Below are 15,370 nucleotides of genomic sequence, written 5' to 3'. Positions count from 1 at the left end.
CCGATGCCTCTCGATCCGGTCGATCCGGGCCTGCGTGCACAGCTGCGCGGGCTGCGCATCGTCTCGCGCCGGGCCAGCGCGCTGCGCGGCGGCGGCCAGCACCGCAGCCGCGACAAGGGCGCCGGCCTGGAATTCTCGCAATATCGCGGCTATGAGCCTGGCGACGAGCCGCGCCGCATCGACTGGAAGCTGTATGCGCGCAGCGACCGCTTCTTCGTCCGCGAGGCCGAGCGCGACAGCCCGCTGGCGGTGTGGCTGGTACTCGACGCCAGCGCCTCGATGGGCCAGGCCGACGAGACACGCCCCGGTTACACGCGGCTGCACGCCGCGCGCGTGCTGGCGGCCTGCATCGCCGAGGTCGCATTGCGCCAGGGCGACCGTGCCGGCCTGGTGGCGCTGCGCGAGGACGCGCTGACGCTGGTGCCGGCCGCCGCGGGCAGTCGCCAGCGCGAGCGCCTTCTATTCGCGCTCGATCGCATCGAGGCCGGCGGCGGGGTGCCGGCGGAAGCGCGGCTGCGTCCGCTGTGGGAGCGGATCGCGGCCGAGGACCTGGTGGTGGTGCTGGGCGACTTCCTCGACCCGGCCCTGCCGGAGCTGTCCAGCCGCCTCGCCGCCGCACGACGCGAAGTGCTCGCGATCCAGCTGCTGACCGTGGCCGAGCGCGATTTCCCGTTCGATGACGGGCGCCGTTTCATCGATCCGGAAACCGGGGAAGCGCTGCCCGGCGATGCGCGCGCGCTGCGCGCCGAGTTCCTGGCGCGCTTCGGCGAGGCGCAGCGTGCGCTGCAGACGCGGTTCGCCCAGGCCGGTATCCGCAGCGCCGTGCACGTGCTCGACGAGCCGGCACTGCGGCCCCTGCACGCGCTGTTCGGCGCCGGGGCGGGCGCTGCCGACGCATGAATGCCGTCCTGCTCATGCCAGCCGCGCTGGCCGCGCTCGCCGCGCTGGCACTGCCGCTGCTGATCCATCTGGCACGGCGCCAGCAGCAGCGGCCAACCGTGTTCGCCGCGCTGCGCTGGCTGCGCGCGCGACCGAAGCCGCGCCGGCGGCTGCGCTTCGACGAACCCTGGCTGCTGGCGGTGCGGCTGTTGCTGCTGGTGCTGCTGGCGCTGTGGCTGGCAAGACCCGCGCTGCTGGGCGTGCAGGACCTGCAGCCGCGCCTGCTGGTGGTGCCGGGCGTGGATGCGTCGGTGGTCGCGCAGGCGCGCGCGGATACGCAGGCCGATGCGCGCTGGCTGGCGCCAGGCTTTCCCACGCTGGAGCAGCCGGCACCGGCGGGCGACGCTCCCGTCGCCAGCCTGTTGCGCGAATTCGATGCCACGCTGCCCGCCGGCGCGCCGCTCGCGGTGCTACTGCCGCAGCGCCTGACCGGCGCCGATGGCGCACGCCTGCGGCTGGCGCGCGAGGTGGACTGGCGGATCGTGCCCGGCGGCACCTGGCCTGAGCCGGCGAACAGCGAGCCGCCGCGGCTGGCGGTCCGCCACGACGCGGCCCATCGCGAAGCGGCCGGCTACCTGCGTGCGCTCGCGCTGGCGTGGCGGGATGACCCGGATGCCGGGGCCGATATCGCCGAGTCACCCAGCCTGCCTTCCGGGGACGCCGATGTGCTCGCCTGGCTGCGCGAAGGGCCGCTGCCGCCGGCGCTGATGGCGTGGGTGGAGCAGGGCGGGCAACTGCTGCTGCCGGTTGCGGCGGCCGCGACCGTCGACGCGCAGGCCGTGGTCTGGCGCGACGACGCCGGGGCTCCGCTGCTGCAGGCGGCCACGCACGGCCGCGGACGGCTGCTGCAGCTGACGCGCCCGCTCGCGCCCGCCGCGATGCCGCAACTGCTCGAGCCGTCGCTTCCACGAAAGATGCGCGAGGTGCTGCAGCCCGTGCCACCGCCGACCGCGGTGGCCGCTGCCGACTACAGTCCGCTGTCGGGCGCGCAGGCACCGCAAGCCGAGCCTCATGATCTGCGCCCGTGGCTGGCGCTGCTCATCGCGCTGCTGTTCCTGCTCGAGCGCTGGCTGGCCAGCGCCCGCCGGCGCGGAGCGGCGGCATGACGGCGCGCGTGGCGCTGGACGGCCTGCTGGCGCGCGTGCGCAGGCGCGTGCTGGCCGACACGCTGGCGCGCTGGGCACCGCTGCCGCTGGCCCTCGCGGCACTGGCCTGGCGGGTCTGGGGTGTGGACGCGGCGGTCGCGGCCGGCGTGCCGGGATTGCTGGTGGTCATCGCCGCTGGACTGCGCAGGCAGCGCCGCTTCGACCGCGCCTGGCTGGTGGCGCGCCTGGACGCCGCGCGGCGCGATCTGGAGGACAGCAGCGGCCTGCTGTTCCTGCAGGACGAAGCCCTGGCCCCCCTTCAGCGTCTGCAGCGTGCCCGCCTGGAGCAGCGCCTGCGTGAGCGGCCGGCGCCCGACCTGCGTCCGCCCTGGTCGATGCGCGCGATCGCGTTGGCCTGGGCGATGCTGGCCGCCGCCTGCCTGGCGCTGGCGCTGTGGTCCGTCTCCTCGTCATCGCCTGCGCGGGTGCCGCCGGTGGCGGATGGCGCGGACGCCCTCGAAGCGCCGCGGCTGGTCGCGCAGTCGCTGCGGGTACAGCCGCCGGCTTATACCGGCCAGGATGCATCCACCCTGCAGTCGCTCGACGCCGAGGCCGCCGTCGGCAGCACGCTGCGCTGGCGGCTGCGCTTCGCGCCGCAGCCCGACGCGGTGGCCCTGGTCTTCCACGATGGCGAACGCCTGGCCTTGCAGCGCGAGGGCGAGGAGTGGACGACCAGCCTGGTGCTGGAGGCCTCCACGCTCTACCGCGTGGTCCCGGCGGGCGCCGAGGATGCGGGCGCGTCGCCCCTGCATCGCCTCGACGCCGTGCCAGACCTGCCGCCGCGCGTGCGCGTGCTGGCCCCCGAACGTGGACTGACCCTGCTTTCGCCCGGACAGGATCGCTGGCCGCTGCGGTTCGAGGCGATGGACGACCACGGCGTGGCGCCTTCCGCGCGCCTGCTGCTGACCCGCACCGAGGGCACCGGCGAGAACATCCGCTTCCACGAACACGTGCGCGTGCTGCAGGGCAGGGGCGATGCGCGCGGCCGCCGCTTCGAGCTGGACCTGCGCCCATCGGACTTCGGCCTGCAGCGTGGCGAGGACCTGGTCGCGCGGCTCGAGGTGCTGGACAACCGCGCGCCGCAACCGCAGCTGTCGCGCAGCGCCAGCGTGATCCTGCGCTGGCCGCCGGAGCCGGTGCTGGGCGCCGAGGGCCTGGATGGCCTGGCGCGGCAGATCCTGCCGGCCTATTTCCGCAGCCAGCGCCAGATTATCATCGATGCCGAGGCCCTGCTGCGCGAGCGCCCAGGACTTGCTGCGACCGAGTTCGAGCGGCGTTCCGACCTCCTCGGCGTCGACCAGCGCCTGCTGCGCCTGCGCTACGGCCAGTTCCTGGGCGAGGAGAGCGAAGGCGGCAGCGCGCCGCCGACCAATGATCTCCCGACCAGCGACCTGCCCACCAACGACGCACCAGCCGCTGTGGCCGATGCGCATGGAGACGAGCACGATCACGATCACGAGCCGCCAGCGCCCGGTGCGCCCGCGCCGGCCGGCTTCGGCAATGTCGGCGACGTGCTGGAAGAGTTCGGCCATACCCATGACATCGCCGAAGCCGCCACCCTGCTCGATCCCGGGACGCGGGAGACCTTGCGCAGCGCGCTGCGCGAGATGTGGCAGTCCGAACTGCACCTGCGCCAGGCCGCGCCCGACCAGGCGTTGCCCTATGCCCACCGTGCGCTGGAGCTGATCAAGCAGGTGCAGCAGGCCGAACGCATCTACCTGCAACGCGTGGGCACGCAGCTGCCGCCGATCGACGAGACCCGGCGCCTGGGCGGCGATCGCAGCGCGCTGCGCAACCGCGCGCTGCCGCCGCTCGCCGAAGCGGCCATCGAACCGGCGCTGTCCAACGCCTGGCGTTCGCTCGACGCGGCAGCGGACGACACGCTGCCGGCGACGCTCGATGCGCTGCAGGCATGGACAGAGGCCAACCGCGACCGGCTCGAGGATCCCCTGGCCTGGATCGCCGCGATCGACGCGCTGCGCCAGCAACCGGGCTGCGCCGACTGCCGCGACGCGTTGCGCGGACTGGTCTGGAGCGCGCTGCCGCGTCCGGCCGCTGCCTTCGGGCGGCGCGACGGCGACGCGGCCGGGCGCCGCTATCTCGAGGCCCTGGACGGGGGGCCGGAGACGCCATGACCCTGCACGCATTCATCGTCCTGCTGCTCGCGCTGGCCGTGGTCGTGGCGATGCTGCGGCTGTGGCGCGCGCATCGCGCCGATCCACGCCATCCACGCCGCTGGCGGCTGGCGCTGCTGCTGGCGCTGCAGCCGTTGCTGGCGGGCGCGCTGTACCTGGGGCTGTTTCCGCCGCAGCGTGCGCTCGATCCGGCCAGCCTGGTCGTGCTGACCGAAGGCGCAACCGCGGCCGATGCGGGCGCGGGGGATGTGGTGGTGGCGCTGCCGGAAGCGTCCGATCCCGGCGAGGCCGAGCGCGCGCCCGACCTGGCCACCGCACTGCGCTGGCATCCCGGCAGCCGCCATCTCCGCATCCTCGGCGCCGGCCTGGTCGCACGCGACCGCGAAGCGGCACGCGCGGCCGCAATCGCCTTCGAAGCGCCGCCGCTGCCCGCGGGCCTGGTGCGGCTGTCGTTGCCGGAACGGATCGTGCGCGGCGCGGAGTTCGACATCGGTGGACGCGTCGAAGGCGTTGCCGGCGGCAGCGTGGCCCTGCACGATCCGGCCGGTCGCCGCATCGACACAGTCGCCCTGGACGAGGCCGGCGACTTCCGCGTGCGTGGCGTGGCGATGGAGGCGGGGCCGGCGCAGTTCGAACTGCGCGTGCTCGCTGCCGACCAGGCCCCGGTGGCGCAGTCCGGGGTGCCGCTGTGGATCGAAACGCCGGCGGCCCCGCGCGTGCTGCTGCTGGCCGGCGCGCCCGGGCCCGAGACGCGCGCGCTGCGCCGCTGGCTGGTCGATGCGGGGGCGCAGGTGCAGGCGCGCATCGCGCTGGGCGGCGGCCTGCAGCTGGGTGCGGCGCCGCTGGACGCGGACGCGCTGGCCGAGGCCGACCTGCTGCTGGTGGATGCGCGGGCCTGGTCCGGGCTAGGCGAGGGCGGTCGCGCGCGGGTGCTGGAGGCGGTACGCGGTGGCCTGGGCCTGCTGCTGCGTGCGGATACGCCGCTGGCAGCGGCGGCGCTGCGCAGCTTGCGTGCGCCCGGTTTCGCGATCGAGGGCGGCAGCGGCAGCGCGCCCTGGGCATTGCCGCCGATGCGCCTGGACGATGAGCAGGCCCTGCGCGCGCGGCTGGGCAGCGGTCGCCGCGATGCGCCCTTCGATCTCGAGCAGGCACAGGCGCCGGTGCCCGCGCTGTCGCGGCGCGGCTGGCGCGTAGAGGGAGCGGGTGCGGTGGCGTTCGCGCCGCCCGCTGAAGCGCCGGCCGGCTGGTGGCGCGACGAGGGCCGCGGCCGGATCGGGCTGTGGGCGCTGCTCGACAGCTATGTGCTGCCTTTGCATGGCCGCGCCGACCTGTTCGATGCGCTGTGGGGTCCGGCGCTGTCCACGCTCGCGCGTGCGCATGCCGACAGCCTGCCGCTGGTCGCGGCGAATGCACGCGTGGGCGAGCGGCTGCAACTGTGCGACTGGCCGGAGGGCGCCGTGGTCGAGGGCCCCGATGGCAGCGTGCTGCAGCCGCTGGTCGATCCTGCCAGCGGCGCGCGTCGATGCGCCGGTGCGTGGCCCACGCTCGCAGGCTGGCACCGGCTGCGGCTGGACGAAGCCGAGCGCTGGTTCCATGTCGCGGCAGCCGATGCCGACGCGCCGCTGCGCCTGGCCGAACTGCGCGATGCCACCCTGTCGCTGTCGACCGCGCTGCCGGACGCCGTCGCCGGCGCATCGCCCGCCCACGAATCGCCGCTTGCGCGCGGACCGGCATGGCCCTGGCTGCTGGGCTGGCTGCTGCTGGCGGTGTTGGCCTGGTGGCTGGAGCGTTCGCGGCTGGGCCTGGCCGCGGACGCGCGGAACGGGGATGCGCGGACGCGGCCAGTGGGCGACGCGAACTGACGACCGCGCGGACGGCGCGCGCCAGCCAGAGTCCGTCCGCAGCGTTCCCGCGCTGCCTGCGGGCTGCGCGAGCGTTCGCCGGTACGCCTGGACCTGGCCGTGCGCGCGTCGATCCGCCACGACAGGCGCGGACAGCTGGCGTACCCTCGTCGCACACCCGAATGGAGGCAAGGCAATGGCCCGATACGAAGGCAGCTGTCACTGCGGCGCGATCGCGTTCGAGGTCGAGGGGGAGATCGGGCAGGTCTACGATTGCAACTGCTCGATGTGCAGGCGGCGTGGCGGGCTGCTGGCTGCGTTCCCGCGCGCAGCGCTCACGCTGAAGACGCCGGAAGCGCAGTTGTCCACCTACCGTTTCAACCGCGAGGCGGTGGCCCACCACTTCTGTGCCACCTGCGGCGTCGCGCCCTTCAGCGAAGGCAAGGGCGGGGACGGCGCGGCGATGGTCATGGTCAACGTGCGCTGCCTGCCCGGGGTCGATCTTGGCGGCCTGGACGTGGTCGCGGTCGACGGCGCCAGCTACTAGGCGACCGGCGGTCCCGACGCGGCCGGGATCGGCGGTGCGCCCGCGACGCGCGCGCCGCGCACCACGGTGACCGTGCAGTCGGCCTCGGCCACCACGCGCGCCGAGACGCTGCCGAGGATGCGGCGCATGCCGGTGATGCCGCGGGCGCCCATCACGACATGATCGATGCCGCTGTCGCGCGAGAACGCGACCAGGGCCTCGGCCACGTCGCTGGACTCGAGCACGTGGAAGGTGATCCGGTGGTCGGGCAGGCGCAGCGTGCGCGCCCAGTGGCGCATCGCCACCAGGCGCTTGACGTGCCGGTTGCGCCCGGCCTCGTCGAGGTTGCTGTCCATGCCCACGCGCGCGGTGCGCATGACCGTCACGCAGGCCAGTCGCGCACCCGGCGAGGTCTGCACGATGCGCTGCACCAGGTCGTTGAGCGCGGCGTCGAGTTCGCGATCCTGCTGGCGCGTGTCGAGCGCCACCATCACCAGCGGCGCATCGCGCGCGGTGGTGGCGGGGCGCGGCTCGGCCAGCGGTTCCCGCCCCAGCGCGCTGAACCAGCGTCGGGCCACGCGCAGCCGGCCATCGCGGCGCGCGCGCTCGGCGCGTTCGCCGAGCGGCACCTGCTCGGGATGAGCGAGATCGAAGGCTAGCTGCGCGGCGCTGGGGTGGCGCGCATCCGGGTCCACCTCCAGGCAGCGCAGCGCGATCTCCTGGAACCAGCGCGGGATCTCCGGATGTAGCGCCCGCGGCGGGGCCGGATCCCGGTACAGCCGGCGGCGCAGGCCGCGCTGGCTGGTGGGGTTGCCGAACGGGCGCTGCCCGGTCGCCAGGTGGTACAGGGCCACGCCCAGCGCGAACAGGTCGCTGCGCGGATCGTCGCGCACGCCCAGCACCTGTTCCGGCGAGATGTAGGGCGCGGTGCCGAGCGGGATGTGGAACTGCTCGCCCAGCAGGTCGGGCAGCTGTGCATGGTGCGACAGGCCGAAATCGATCAGCACGATGCGCTCGGTGCCGCTGGCATCGACATGCAGCATCAGGTTGCTGGGTTTGATGTCCAGATGCACCACGTGCTGCCGGTGCAGGTCCTCCAGCGCGGTCGCGGCCAGCGCGCCCAGCGCCGCGACGCGGTCCACCGGTTGCGGCGCATCCTCGAGCAGCACGCGCAAGGTCTCGCCCTGCACATGTTCCATCACCAGCCAGGGCTGGTCGCCGTCGTCGCCGCTGGCCACGTATCGCGGCACGTGCCCGCCGGACAGCGCCGGCATCAGCATGCGCTCGACCTCGAAACCCACCAGCTTCGCCACGTCCTCGCCATACCCCAGGTGCGGCAGCTTCATCAGCAGGGGGAAGGCCTGCTGCGGATGCGAGACCCGCCACAGCGTGGCCATGCCGCCTTCATGCAGCGGCGCCAGCAGGGTGTAGCCGCCGATCGCCTGTCCGGGCTGCAGCTTCATCTCAGGCTCCCGGGAGCAGGCGCGTGGCGAAGGCCTGCGGCAGCCCGGCGGCGACGATCTTCGCGGCCGCGCGCTCGTGGTCGTAGGGCACGCGCAGGAAGGTGAGGCTGGCGGCATCGGTGTCGTAGACCGCGCAGGCGGCCGCCGGATCGCCGTCGCGCGGCTGGCCGCAGGCGCCGGGAATCGCGAGCCATCGCCGTGCGCCCGGCAGGGGAACCGGCCGCCCGGCGCTCGGCTGGAAATGTCCGGCGGGCCCAGGCTGCGCGTAGTACAGCGCCGGCCGGTGTTCATGGCCACAGAAGGTGAGTCGCTGCGTGGTCGCCTCGAGGCTGCGGGTGGCGGCCGCACGGCTGCTGACGTAACCCCATTCGCCCGGTGCCCAGGCGTTGGCGTGCACATACAGGCGATCGTCCTCCTGCACCTGCAGCGGCAGCCCGTCGAGGAAGGCGAGCTGCTCCGGGTCGAGCCGCTGCCGCGTCCAGGCGATGGCGTCGCGCGCCTCGGCCACCATGCCCGGCGAGGGCGCGCGCGTGGCGGCCTGGTCGTGGTTGCCCAGTACCGCGACCGCGCCGGTGGCGACATGTGCGCGCACCGTGTCCACCACCCAGGCCGGGTCGGCGCCGTAGCCGACGAGATCGCCAAGGAACACGTAGCGTTCGCAGCCTTCGTGGGCCAGCGCCGCCAGGCAGGCTTCGGTCGCCTCGCGGTTGGCGTGCAGATCGGCGAGCAGGGCGATGCGCATGGATGGCGGTTCCTCCGGCAGCCATGCTAGTGCCTGCCCGCGCGCGACGGTATGCGGCCAAGGTGGCATGCCGCGCGTTGCCCCGATGGCCGCGACGCGCCAGACTCCGGACACCACCGCCACGCCGAGGATCCCCCGATGACCACGCGCCGCGATTGCCTGAAGTTTTCCATGGCCGCCGCCATGGCCACCCTGCTGCCGCAGGGCCGCCTGCTGGCCGCCGACGACACCCCGTTGCTCACGCGTCCGATCCCGTCCTCGGGCGAGCAGCTGCCGCTGATCGGACTGGGCAGTTCGGCCACGTTCTCGCAGGTCGCGCGCGGCGAGGACCGTTCGGCGCTGCGCGAGGTGCTGCAGGCGCTGGTGGCCGGCGGCGGCACGGTGTTCGACACCGCGCCCTCGTACGGGGCCTCGGAGGAGGTGGCCGGCACGCTGGCGCGCGAACTGGGCATCACCGATCGCCTGTTCTGGGCGACCAAGGTCAATGTCGCCGGTCGCGGCGAGGACGCAAAGGCCGATCCGGCGAAGGCGCGCGAGCAGATCGAGGCCTCGTTCAAACACCTCGGCAAGGAGCGGCTGGACCTGGTGCAGGTGCACAACCTCGCCGACGTGCCGACCCACCTGGGCGTGCTGCGCGAACTCAAGGCGCAGGGGCGGGTGCGCTACGTCGGCGTCACTTCCACCAGCAAGCCGGCCTATTCCCGCCTCATCGACACGATGCGCAACGAAGAGATCGACTTCATCGGCGTGGATTACGCGGTCGACAACCGCGACGTGGAGGAGACCATCCTGCCGCTGGCGCAGGAACGGAAGATCGGCGTCCTGGTCTACCTGCCGTTCGGCCGCACGCGCCTGTGGAGCCGCATCGGCGAGCGTCCGCTGCCGGAATGGGCGGCCGAGTTCGACGCGAAGTCGTGGGCGCAGTTCATGCTCAAGTACGTGGCCGCGCATCCGGCCGTCACCTGCGTCACGCCCGCCACCAGCAAGGCGCGCAACATGGCCGACAACCTCGGCGCCGCGCGCGGGCGCCTGCCCGATGCCGCGCAGCGCCAGCGCATGGCGGCATTCATCGACGCGCTTCCCGCGGCAGGCTGAGCCGCAGGCGGCTTACTCCTGTTCGTCGTCCTCGATCTCGACGAAGGCATCGAGTTCGAAGGCCAGCGCCTCCACCGCATCGCGCACCTTGCGCGCGGTGGAGGGGTTGGGCACCTCCACCTCGACCTCGTGCGTATCGGCGCCGCGCGAATCGTGCAGGCCCGCGGAGCTCGAATCCGGATCGTCCATGTGCGGCATCAGATCGGCCACTTCCTCGACGTGTTCGATTCCGTCCAGGCTCTGCAGCAGGTTCATGATGGCGCGGACGTTGTCCTCGGAACTGACGATACGCAGGCGGAGCTGGGACATCGGAACGATCTCGGCGTGGGGGGCGAAGGCAGCCTAGGCAGCCCGCGGCCAACGCCGCGTGAGGATCGCGCGCGTCGCCTCAGCCGCCCGCGGGCGTGCGCTCGGGGATCGCGATGTTGCACAGGTCGATATGGCCGGCGGGGCGATGGTAGAAATCGTCGCGGCGGTTGCGGCGCGACTCGACCAGCGCATCGAAGGTGGGCGTATCGGTGCGCAGCACCTCGATGCGCTCGCGCTGCGACTCGGGCAGGGTCGAGGCCAGGGTGATCGAGACGATCGGCGTGCGCTGGGCCGGATCCTCGTAGATGCCCAGCGGCGGCGGCCCGCGGCGGATCGCGCTGAGCAGCTCCATGCCGCGGATCACCCGCCCGACGACGGTGATGTTGCGGTCCAGCTGCCTGGGCGACTGCCCGGTCACCACGTACAGCTCGGCGCCGAGGCTGCTGTCGGGCGCGATGTTGCGGCCGGCGCCGACCGCGCCGTAGCAGTGCGCCATCCAGGCGCGGCCGTCGCCGCCCTCGCGCGCGGCCGGGAAGCCCTCGGCGAAACCCACCTGCGCGGCCCAGCCGTCGGGGTCGGGCAGGGCGTGGAAGGGCAGGCCCTGCGCATCGCGCTCGAACTCGGCAGGCAGCGCCGTTTTCGCCGAGCCCAGCGGTTTGGCCTTCGCCGGATCGTCGGCGTCGGCATCGCCGAACTGCACCACGAAGTTGTCGTGCGAGCGGTAGATGCTGGTGCCGTTCCAGAAGCCTTCGCCGGCCAGGATGCGGATGTTGGCCACGTGCGCAGGCGCGAAGGCGGGGGCCAGCTCGATCACCACACGGCCGGCGGCCAGCTCCATGTACAGCGTGTTTTCGGGGGCCGGCGTGCGCCAGTCCGACGGCAGCGAGGCGTCGAGAACCTGCTGGGTGGTGCGCGGCCGCGCGGGCGCATCGGGTTCGGCGGCCGACAGCGGCAGGGCGCAGGCGGCGGCGAGCAGGGTGGCGCGGGCGAGAAGTCGGCGCATCGTGGTGTCCGGTCGGGTGGTGCCCGATTGTGGCCATCGCCGTCGTCGAGGACTAATGGCACATCCGCTATAGCGAAGTTCGTAATAGTCTGCCCGCATTGGCGGAGGACTCCATGGCGGCTGGCGACACCCACGACGAGGCCCAACTGCGCAAGTTCCAGAAGGAACTGAGCGCGGGCACCGTCTCGCTGGCGCTGCTGGCCGTCCTCGCCGCCGCGGGCGAACCCATGTACGGCTACCAGATCGCCAAGACCCTGGAGCGCTTCGGCGAGGGCGTGCTGAGCGGCAAGCAGAGCGCGCTGTACCCCGTGCTGCGCAACCTGCAAGGGGCGGGGCTGCTCGACAGCTTCGTCGAGCCCTCCGACGCCGGGCCGCCCCGGCGCTACTACCGCATCACCGCCGCGGGGCGAACCGCCCTGCGCGACTGGGGCGCCGCATGGCGCGCGACCCGGGACTCCGTCGACGCCGTCCTGGAGGGACACAGCGAATGAACAGCCAACGCCTGCCGACCACCATTCCCGAATACCTCGAGCACCTGCGGCGTTCGCTGGCCGGGGCGGATCCGGCCCTCGTCCACGACGCGCTCTACGACGCGGAGGAGTACCTGCGCTCGGAGCTGGCCGAAAACCCCGGCCGCAGCGAGGCCGAGGTGATCGCGGCCGTGGCCTCCAGCTACGGCGCGCCGGACGAGGTCGCCGAGATCTACCGCGACACCGAGGTCAAGGTGCAGACCGCGCTGCGCGCACCGCCGCCCCGGCCGCGCGGCTCGACGCTCGGCCGCTTCTTCGGCGTGTTCGCCGACCCGCGCGCCTACGCCTCGCTGTTCTACATGCTGCTGTCGCTGGCGACGGGCATTTTCTTCTTCACCTGGGTGGTGGCCGGCTTCTCGGTGTCGCTGGGCCTGTCGATCACCATCATCGGCGTGCCCCTGCTGATCCTGTTCTTCGGCTCGGTGCGGGTGCTGTCCCTGGTCGAGGGCCGCATCGTCGAGGTGATGCTGGGCGAACGCATGCCGCGCCGGCCGCTGTATACCGCGCGCGGCCGCAGCCTCTGGCAGCGCATCGGCGACATGTTCACCGACCCGCGCACCTGGAGCACCCTGCTGTACCTGGTGATGATGCTGCCGCTGGGGGTCGTTTACTTCACCGTGGCGGTCAGCCTGCTGGCGACCTCGCTGTCGCTGGTGCTCAGCCCGCTGGCGCTGCTGCCCGGCGTCGGGACGAGCATCTGGCTGTTCAACCTCGATCTGGTCGAGGACGCTCCCTGGATGCTGCCGCTGCTGTGCGTGTTCGGCGTGCTGCTGCTGTTCGTCACCCTGCACCTGGCGCGCGGGCTGGGGCGGATGCACGGGCTGCTCGCCAAGCACTTGTTGGTGAAGACCGCGCAACACGATTGACGGTTCCGCAGGCGCCGGTGCCTGCCGCGTGGGGACGCCGGCGAAACGGCCCGCCGCGCACGTGGCGGCTACGCGGCAGGCAACTGCAGCGGGTCCATGTCCCGCCTGCCGGTGACGCCATGGCGCTCGGGCACCGCCGGTGCCGAAGCACCTCGCGGCGGGCAGGCATTACGGCGACTGCCGCCTGCGATACGGCCTGGGTGGATCCGCCTCAGGCCTTGGTTTTCGGCGCCGCGCGTCGCGCGCGTTTGCCGGCGGCCGTCGCACGCGTGGTCGCAGCGGTGCCCGCCGCGGCCTTGCCGCGCGGGGACACCGCGTTGGCGGAGATGAAGTCGCGTACCTTCGGATACACCTGCTCGCGCCAGCGCCGGCCGCTGAAGATGCCGTAGTGGCCCGCGCCCTGCACGGTCAGGTGCCGGCGGTCGTCTTCGGCGATGCCGGTGCACAGGTCGTGCGCGGCGCGGGTCTGGCCGAGGCCGGAGATATCGTCCAGTTCGCCCTCGATGGTCATCAGCGCGGTACCCGAGATCGCCCCCGGATCCACGCGCTCGCTGCCCACCTCCCACAGCCCGCGCGGCAGCAGGTGCTCCTGGAACACCACGCGGATGGTGTCGAGGTAGTACTCGGCGGGCATGTCCAGCACCGCGTTGTACTCGTCGTAGAAGCGGCGGTGCGAATCGGCGTCGTCGAGGTCGCCCTTGACCAGGTTCTGGTAGAAGTCCCAGTGCGACATGAAGTGCCGCTCGGGGTTCATCGCCATGAAGCCGGTGTGCTGCAGGAAACCCGGGTAGACCCGGCGCCCGGCGCCGGGATAGTTCTGCGGCACCGGATGGATGACGTTGTTCTCGAACCACCACAGCGGCTTCTGGGTGGCGAGGTTGTTGACCGAGGTGGGCGAGCGGCGCGTGTCGATCGGCCCGCCCATCATCACCATCGAGCGCGGCACCGGTTCGCCGCGCCCGGCCATCAGCGAGATCGCGGCCAGCACCGGCACGGTCGGCTGGCACACGCTCATCACGTGCAGGTCCTGCGCGCCGATGTGGCGGATGAAGCCCTCGATGGTGCGCACGTAGTCGTCGAGCGTGAACGGGCCGGCCTGCCTGGGCACCATGCGCGCGTCGATCCAGTCGGTGATGTACACCTTGTGGTCGCGCAGCATGGTGCGCACCGTGTCGCGCAGCAGGGTGGCGTGATGGCCCGACAGCGGCGCCACGATCAGCACCGAGGGCTGGCCGCGCATCTCCGACAGGTTGCCGGCATCGTCGGTGTAGCGCTTGAAGCGCAGCAGGTTGCAGAACGGCGTGGACAGCACCGTCTTCTCGACTACCGGGTAGACCTCGCCTTCCCACTCGATCGAATGGATGTCGAAGGCTGGCTTCTCGTAATCCTTGCCGATGCGGTGGACCAGTTCGTTGGCCGCGGCGATGCGTTCGGCGCCGGGCATGCCCGACAGCCAGCTCCCCGGCGTGGAGAACGCGCGCGCGTTGGCTTCCGCCCAGTAGGTGAGCGGAGCCATCCAGGAGCGGGTGAGTTCGTGGAACTGGTAGAGGAGCATCGACGTCACGGGCAGCGGCTGCTGCGTCGCAGCATAACCGATGGGCCGGGTGGCTCCGTCAAGGGCGCGCAGGCCCGGCGCGGCCCGGGCCGGTTCAGGCTCCGGGGGGCGCCAGTTCCAGGGCCGCCGCGCTCCCGGCCAGCGTCGGCGACAGCCAGCAGTGCGACCCCACCTGGCGCAGCCCCAACGCCGCGAAACGGCGCCGGTAGAAGGCCGCCGGGCGCGCCTGGAACTCCTCCTCGTCGCCCTCGGTCTCGTCCTCGCGGCTGAAGCATTCCAGGAAGGCGACGCCGCCGCAGAGTTCGGCCAGGCCGGGCAGTCCGCGGTCGAGTTCCCTGAGCGGCAGGTAGTGCATCACATCGCTGCACACCAGCAGGTCCACCGGCGGGCAGGGCCGCAGGGTCGCGAAGTCGGAGAAGCGCGCCAGGTGCAGGTTGCGGCGTGCGCCATGGCGGGCGATGGCGTACTCGCTGCTGTCGAAACCCAGGTACTGCGCCTTCGGCCGCAGCCGCAGCAGGGGTGCGCGCCAGGCGCCCTCGCCGCAGCCGATGTCCAGCACCGTGCGCAGCGGACGCTCGAGGTGGTACTCGGCCGTGGTCACCGCCAGCGCGACCTTTCGCGCCAGGCGTTGCGCCCCGCCGATGCCGCGACGGCGGTACCAGGTGTCGAAATAGCGCTGGTCGTAGCGTTTGCTCATGGGGCAGGGCGATGCGGAAGCGGCCGCTACAATAGCCCGCGTCATCGCCGGCGTCGCCGCGCGCCATGGAATCCGCATGCAAAGCTATCTCTGGATCAAGTCCGCCCACCTGCTGTTCGTGATGGCCTGGGTGGCGGCGGTGTTCTACCTGCCGCGCATCCTGATCAACCTGGTCGAGGCCGGCGACGAGGCGGCGGTGCGCGCGCGCCTGGTGCTGATGGGGCGGCGCCTGTACCGCTTCGGACACGTGATGCTGGGGCTGGCGATCGCGGCCGGCCTGGTGCTGTGGCTGGGATACCGGGTGATCCCCGGGTTCCCGACCATGGTCGGGCCCGGCAGCGGCTGGATGCATGCCAAGCTCGCGCTGGTGGCGGTGCTGCTGGCCCACTTCATCCTCGGCGGCCGCTGGCTGGCGCGCGCGCCGGGCGCCCTGCCCAGCACGCGCGCGCTGCGCATCTTCAACGAAGTGCCTGTGTTCGTCCTGCTGGGCGTGATCTGGCTGGTGCTCGCCAAACCATTCTGAT

The 15,370-nt window shown here is 72.7% G+C and carries 15 protein-coding genes; 9 read left to right on the top strand and 6 right to left on the bottom strand.

The genetic code is table 11. From position 1 onward, the window contains the following. Positions 1-3: 3 nt before the first annotated feature. The 5 genes from ACQYVW_RS03145 to ACQYVW_RS03125 all read left to right on the top strand — a co-directional run bounded on the left by ACQYVW_RS03145 (position 4) and on the right by ACQYVW_RS03125 (position 6,607). On the top strand, positions 4-900 hold the full coding sequence (locus ACQYVW_RS03145) for a DUF58 domain-containing protein (protein ID WP_434946016.1): 897 nt from the start codon (positions 4-6) through the stop codon (positions 898-900). Then, positions 897-2,045: a BatA domain-containing protein gene (locus ACQYVW_RS03140; RefSeq protein WP_434946015.1), complete on the top strand. Its 1,149-nt coding sequence runs from the start codon at positions 897-899 to the stop codon at positions 2,043-2,045. Before ACQYVW_RS03145 ends, ACQYVW_RS03140 begins: the two co-directional genes overlap by 4 nt. After that, positions 2,042-4,219: a hypothetical protein gene (locus ACQYVW_RS03135; RefSeq protein WP_434946014.1), complete on the top strand. Its 2,178-nt coding sequence runs from the start codon at positions 2,042-2,044 to the stop codon at positions 4,217-4,219. The genes ACQYVW_RS03140 and ACQYVW_RS03135 overlap by 4 nt, the downstream gene beginning before the upstream one ends. After that, positions 4,216-6,081, top strand: coding sequence for a carboxypeptidase regulatory-like domain-containing protein (locus tag ACQYVW_RS03130; RefSeq protein WP_434946013.1), 1,866 nt, complete (start codon positions 4,216-4,218; stop codon positions 6,079-6,081). Before ACQYVW_RS03135 ends, ACQYVW_RS03130 begins: the two co-directional genes overlap by 4 nt. A gap of 175 nt (positions 6,082-6,256) precedes the next feature. Then, positions 6,257-6,607: a GFA family protein gene (locus tag ACQYVW_RS03125; protein WP_434934612.1), complete on the top strand. Its 351-nt coding sequence runs from the start codon at positions 6,257-6,259 to the stop codon at positions 6,605-6,607. Here the strand turns inward: ACQYVW_RS03125 and ACQYVW_RS03120 are convergent. Both ACQYVW_RS03120 and ACQYVW_RS03115 read right to left on the bottom strand, forming a co-directional pair. Further along, positions 6,604-8,049 carry a protein kinase domain-containing protein gene (locus tag ACQYVW_RS03120; RefSeq protein ID WP_434946012.1) on the bottom strand — a complete coding sequence of 482 codons (1,446 nt, stop codon included), beginning with the start codon at positions 8,047-8,049 and terminating at the stop codon, positions 6,604-6,606. The genes ACQYVW_RS03125 and ACQYVW_RS03120 overlap by 4 nt on opposite strands. A 1-nt stretch (position 8,050) precedes the next feature. After that, positions 8,051-8,791: a metallophosphoesterase family protein gene (locus ACQYVW_RS03115; protein ID WP_434946011.1), complete on the bottom strand. Its 741-nt coding sequence runs from the start codon at positions 8,789-8,791 to the stop codon at positions 8,051-8,053. 138 nt (positions 8,792-8,929) lie between these two features. Between ACQYVW_RS03115 and ACQYVW_RS03110 the strand changes: the two genes are divergently transcribed. Continuing rightward, positions 8,930-9,886, top strand: coding sequence for an aldo/keto reductase (locus ACQYVW_RS03110; RefSeq protein ID WP_434946010.1), 957 nt, complete (start codon positions 8,930-8,932; stop codon positions 9,884-9,886). Positions 9,887-9,898: 12 nt separating this feature from the next. Here the strand turns inward: ACQYVW_RS03110 and ACQYVW_RS03105 are convergent, their stop codons facing one another. Together ACQYVW_RS03105 and ACQYVW_RS03100 are read right to left on the bottom strand one after the other, a co-directional pair. Then, positions 9,899-10,195, bottom strand: a complete 297-nt coding sequence (locus ACQYVW_RS03105) for a hypothetical protein (protein WP_434934604.1) — start codon at positions 10,193-10,195, stop codon at positions 9,899-9,901. A gap of 79 nt (positions 10,196-10,274) precedes the next feature. Beyond that, positions 10,275-11,198 carry a peptidylprolyl isomerase gene (locus ACQYVW_RS03100; RefSeq protein ID WP_434934603.1) on the bottom strand — a complete coding sequence of 308 codons (924 nt, stop codon included), beginning with the start codon at positions 11,196-11,198 and terminating at the stop codon, positions 10,275-10,277. 113 nt (positions 11,199-11,311) lie between these two features. On the opposite strand from ACQYVW_RS03100, the gene ACQYVW_RS03095 reads away from it, so the two are divergent. Both ACQYVW_RS03095 and ACQYVW_RS03090 read left to right on the top strand, forming a co-directional pair. After that, on the top strand, positions 11,312-11,689 hold the full coding sequence (locus ACQYVW_RS03095) for a PadR family transcriptional regulator (RefSeq protein WP_434934601.1): 378 nt from the start codon (positions 11,312-11,314) through the stop codon (positions 11,687-11,689). Beyond that, on the top strand, positions 11,686-12,594 hold the full coding sequence (locus ACQYVW_RS03090; protein WP_434934600.1) for a sensor domain-containing protein: 909 nt from the start codon (positions 11,686-11,688) through the stop codon (positions 12,592-12,594). The genes ACQYVW_RS03095 and ACQYVW_RS03090 overlap by 4 nt, the downstream gene beginning before the upstream one ends. 211 nt (positions 12,595-12,805) lie before the next feature. On the opposite strand, the gene ACQYVW_RS03085 is transcribed toward ACQYVW_RS03090, so the two are convergent. After that, a complete protein-coding gene (locus ACQYVW_RS03085) occupies positions 12,806-14,149 on the bottom strand; it encodes a polyhydroxyalkanoate depolymerase (RefSeq protein ID WP_434946254.1) in 1,344 nt (447 codons plus the stop codon). 94 nt (positions 14,150-14,243) lie between these two features. After that, positions 14,244-14,846 (bottom strand): class I SAM-dependent methyltransferase, encoded by a 603-nt coding sequence (locus ACQYVW_RS03080; protein ID WP_434946009.1) that lies wholly within the window; start codon positions 14,844-14,846, stop codon positions 14,244-14,246. 76 nt (positions 14,847-14,922) lie between these two features. Between ACQYVW_RS03080 and ACQYVW_RS03075 the strand changes: the two genes are divergently transcribed. Further along, entirely contained in the window at positions 14,923-15,369 is a 447-nt protein-coding gene (locus tag ACQYVW_RS03075; RefSeq protein WP_434946008.1) for a CopD family protein, read from the top strand. The last annotated feature ends 1 nt before the right edge of the window (position 15,370 follow it).

This window comes from Luteimonas campi (genome assembly GCF_051162505.1).
Classification (GTDB): Bacteria; Pseudomonadota; Gammaproteobacteria; order Xanthomonadales; family Xanthomonadaceae; genus Luteimonas.
Note: the sequence above shows the minus strand (reverse complement) of the source record. Positions and strands in the feature narration are given on the sequence as shown.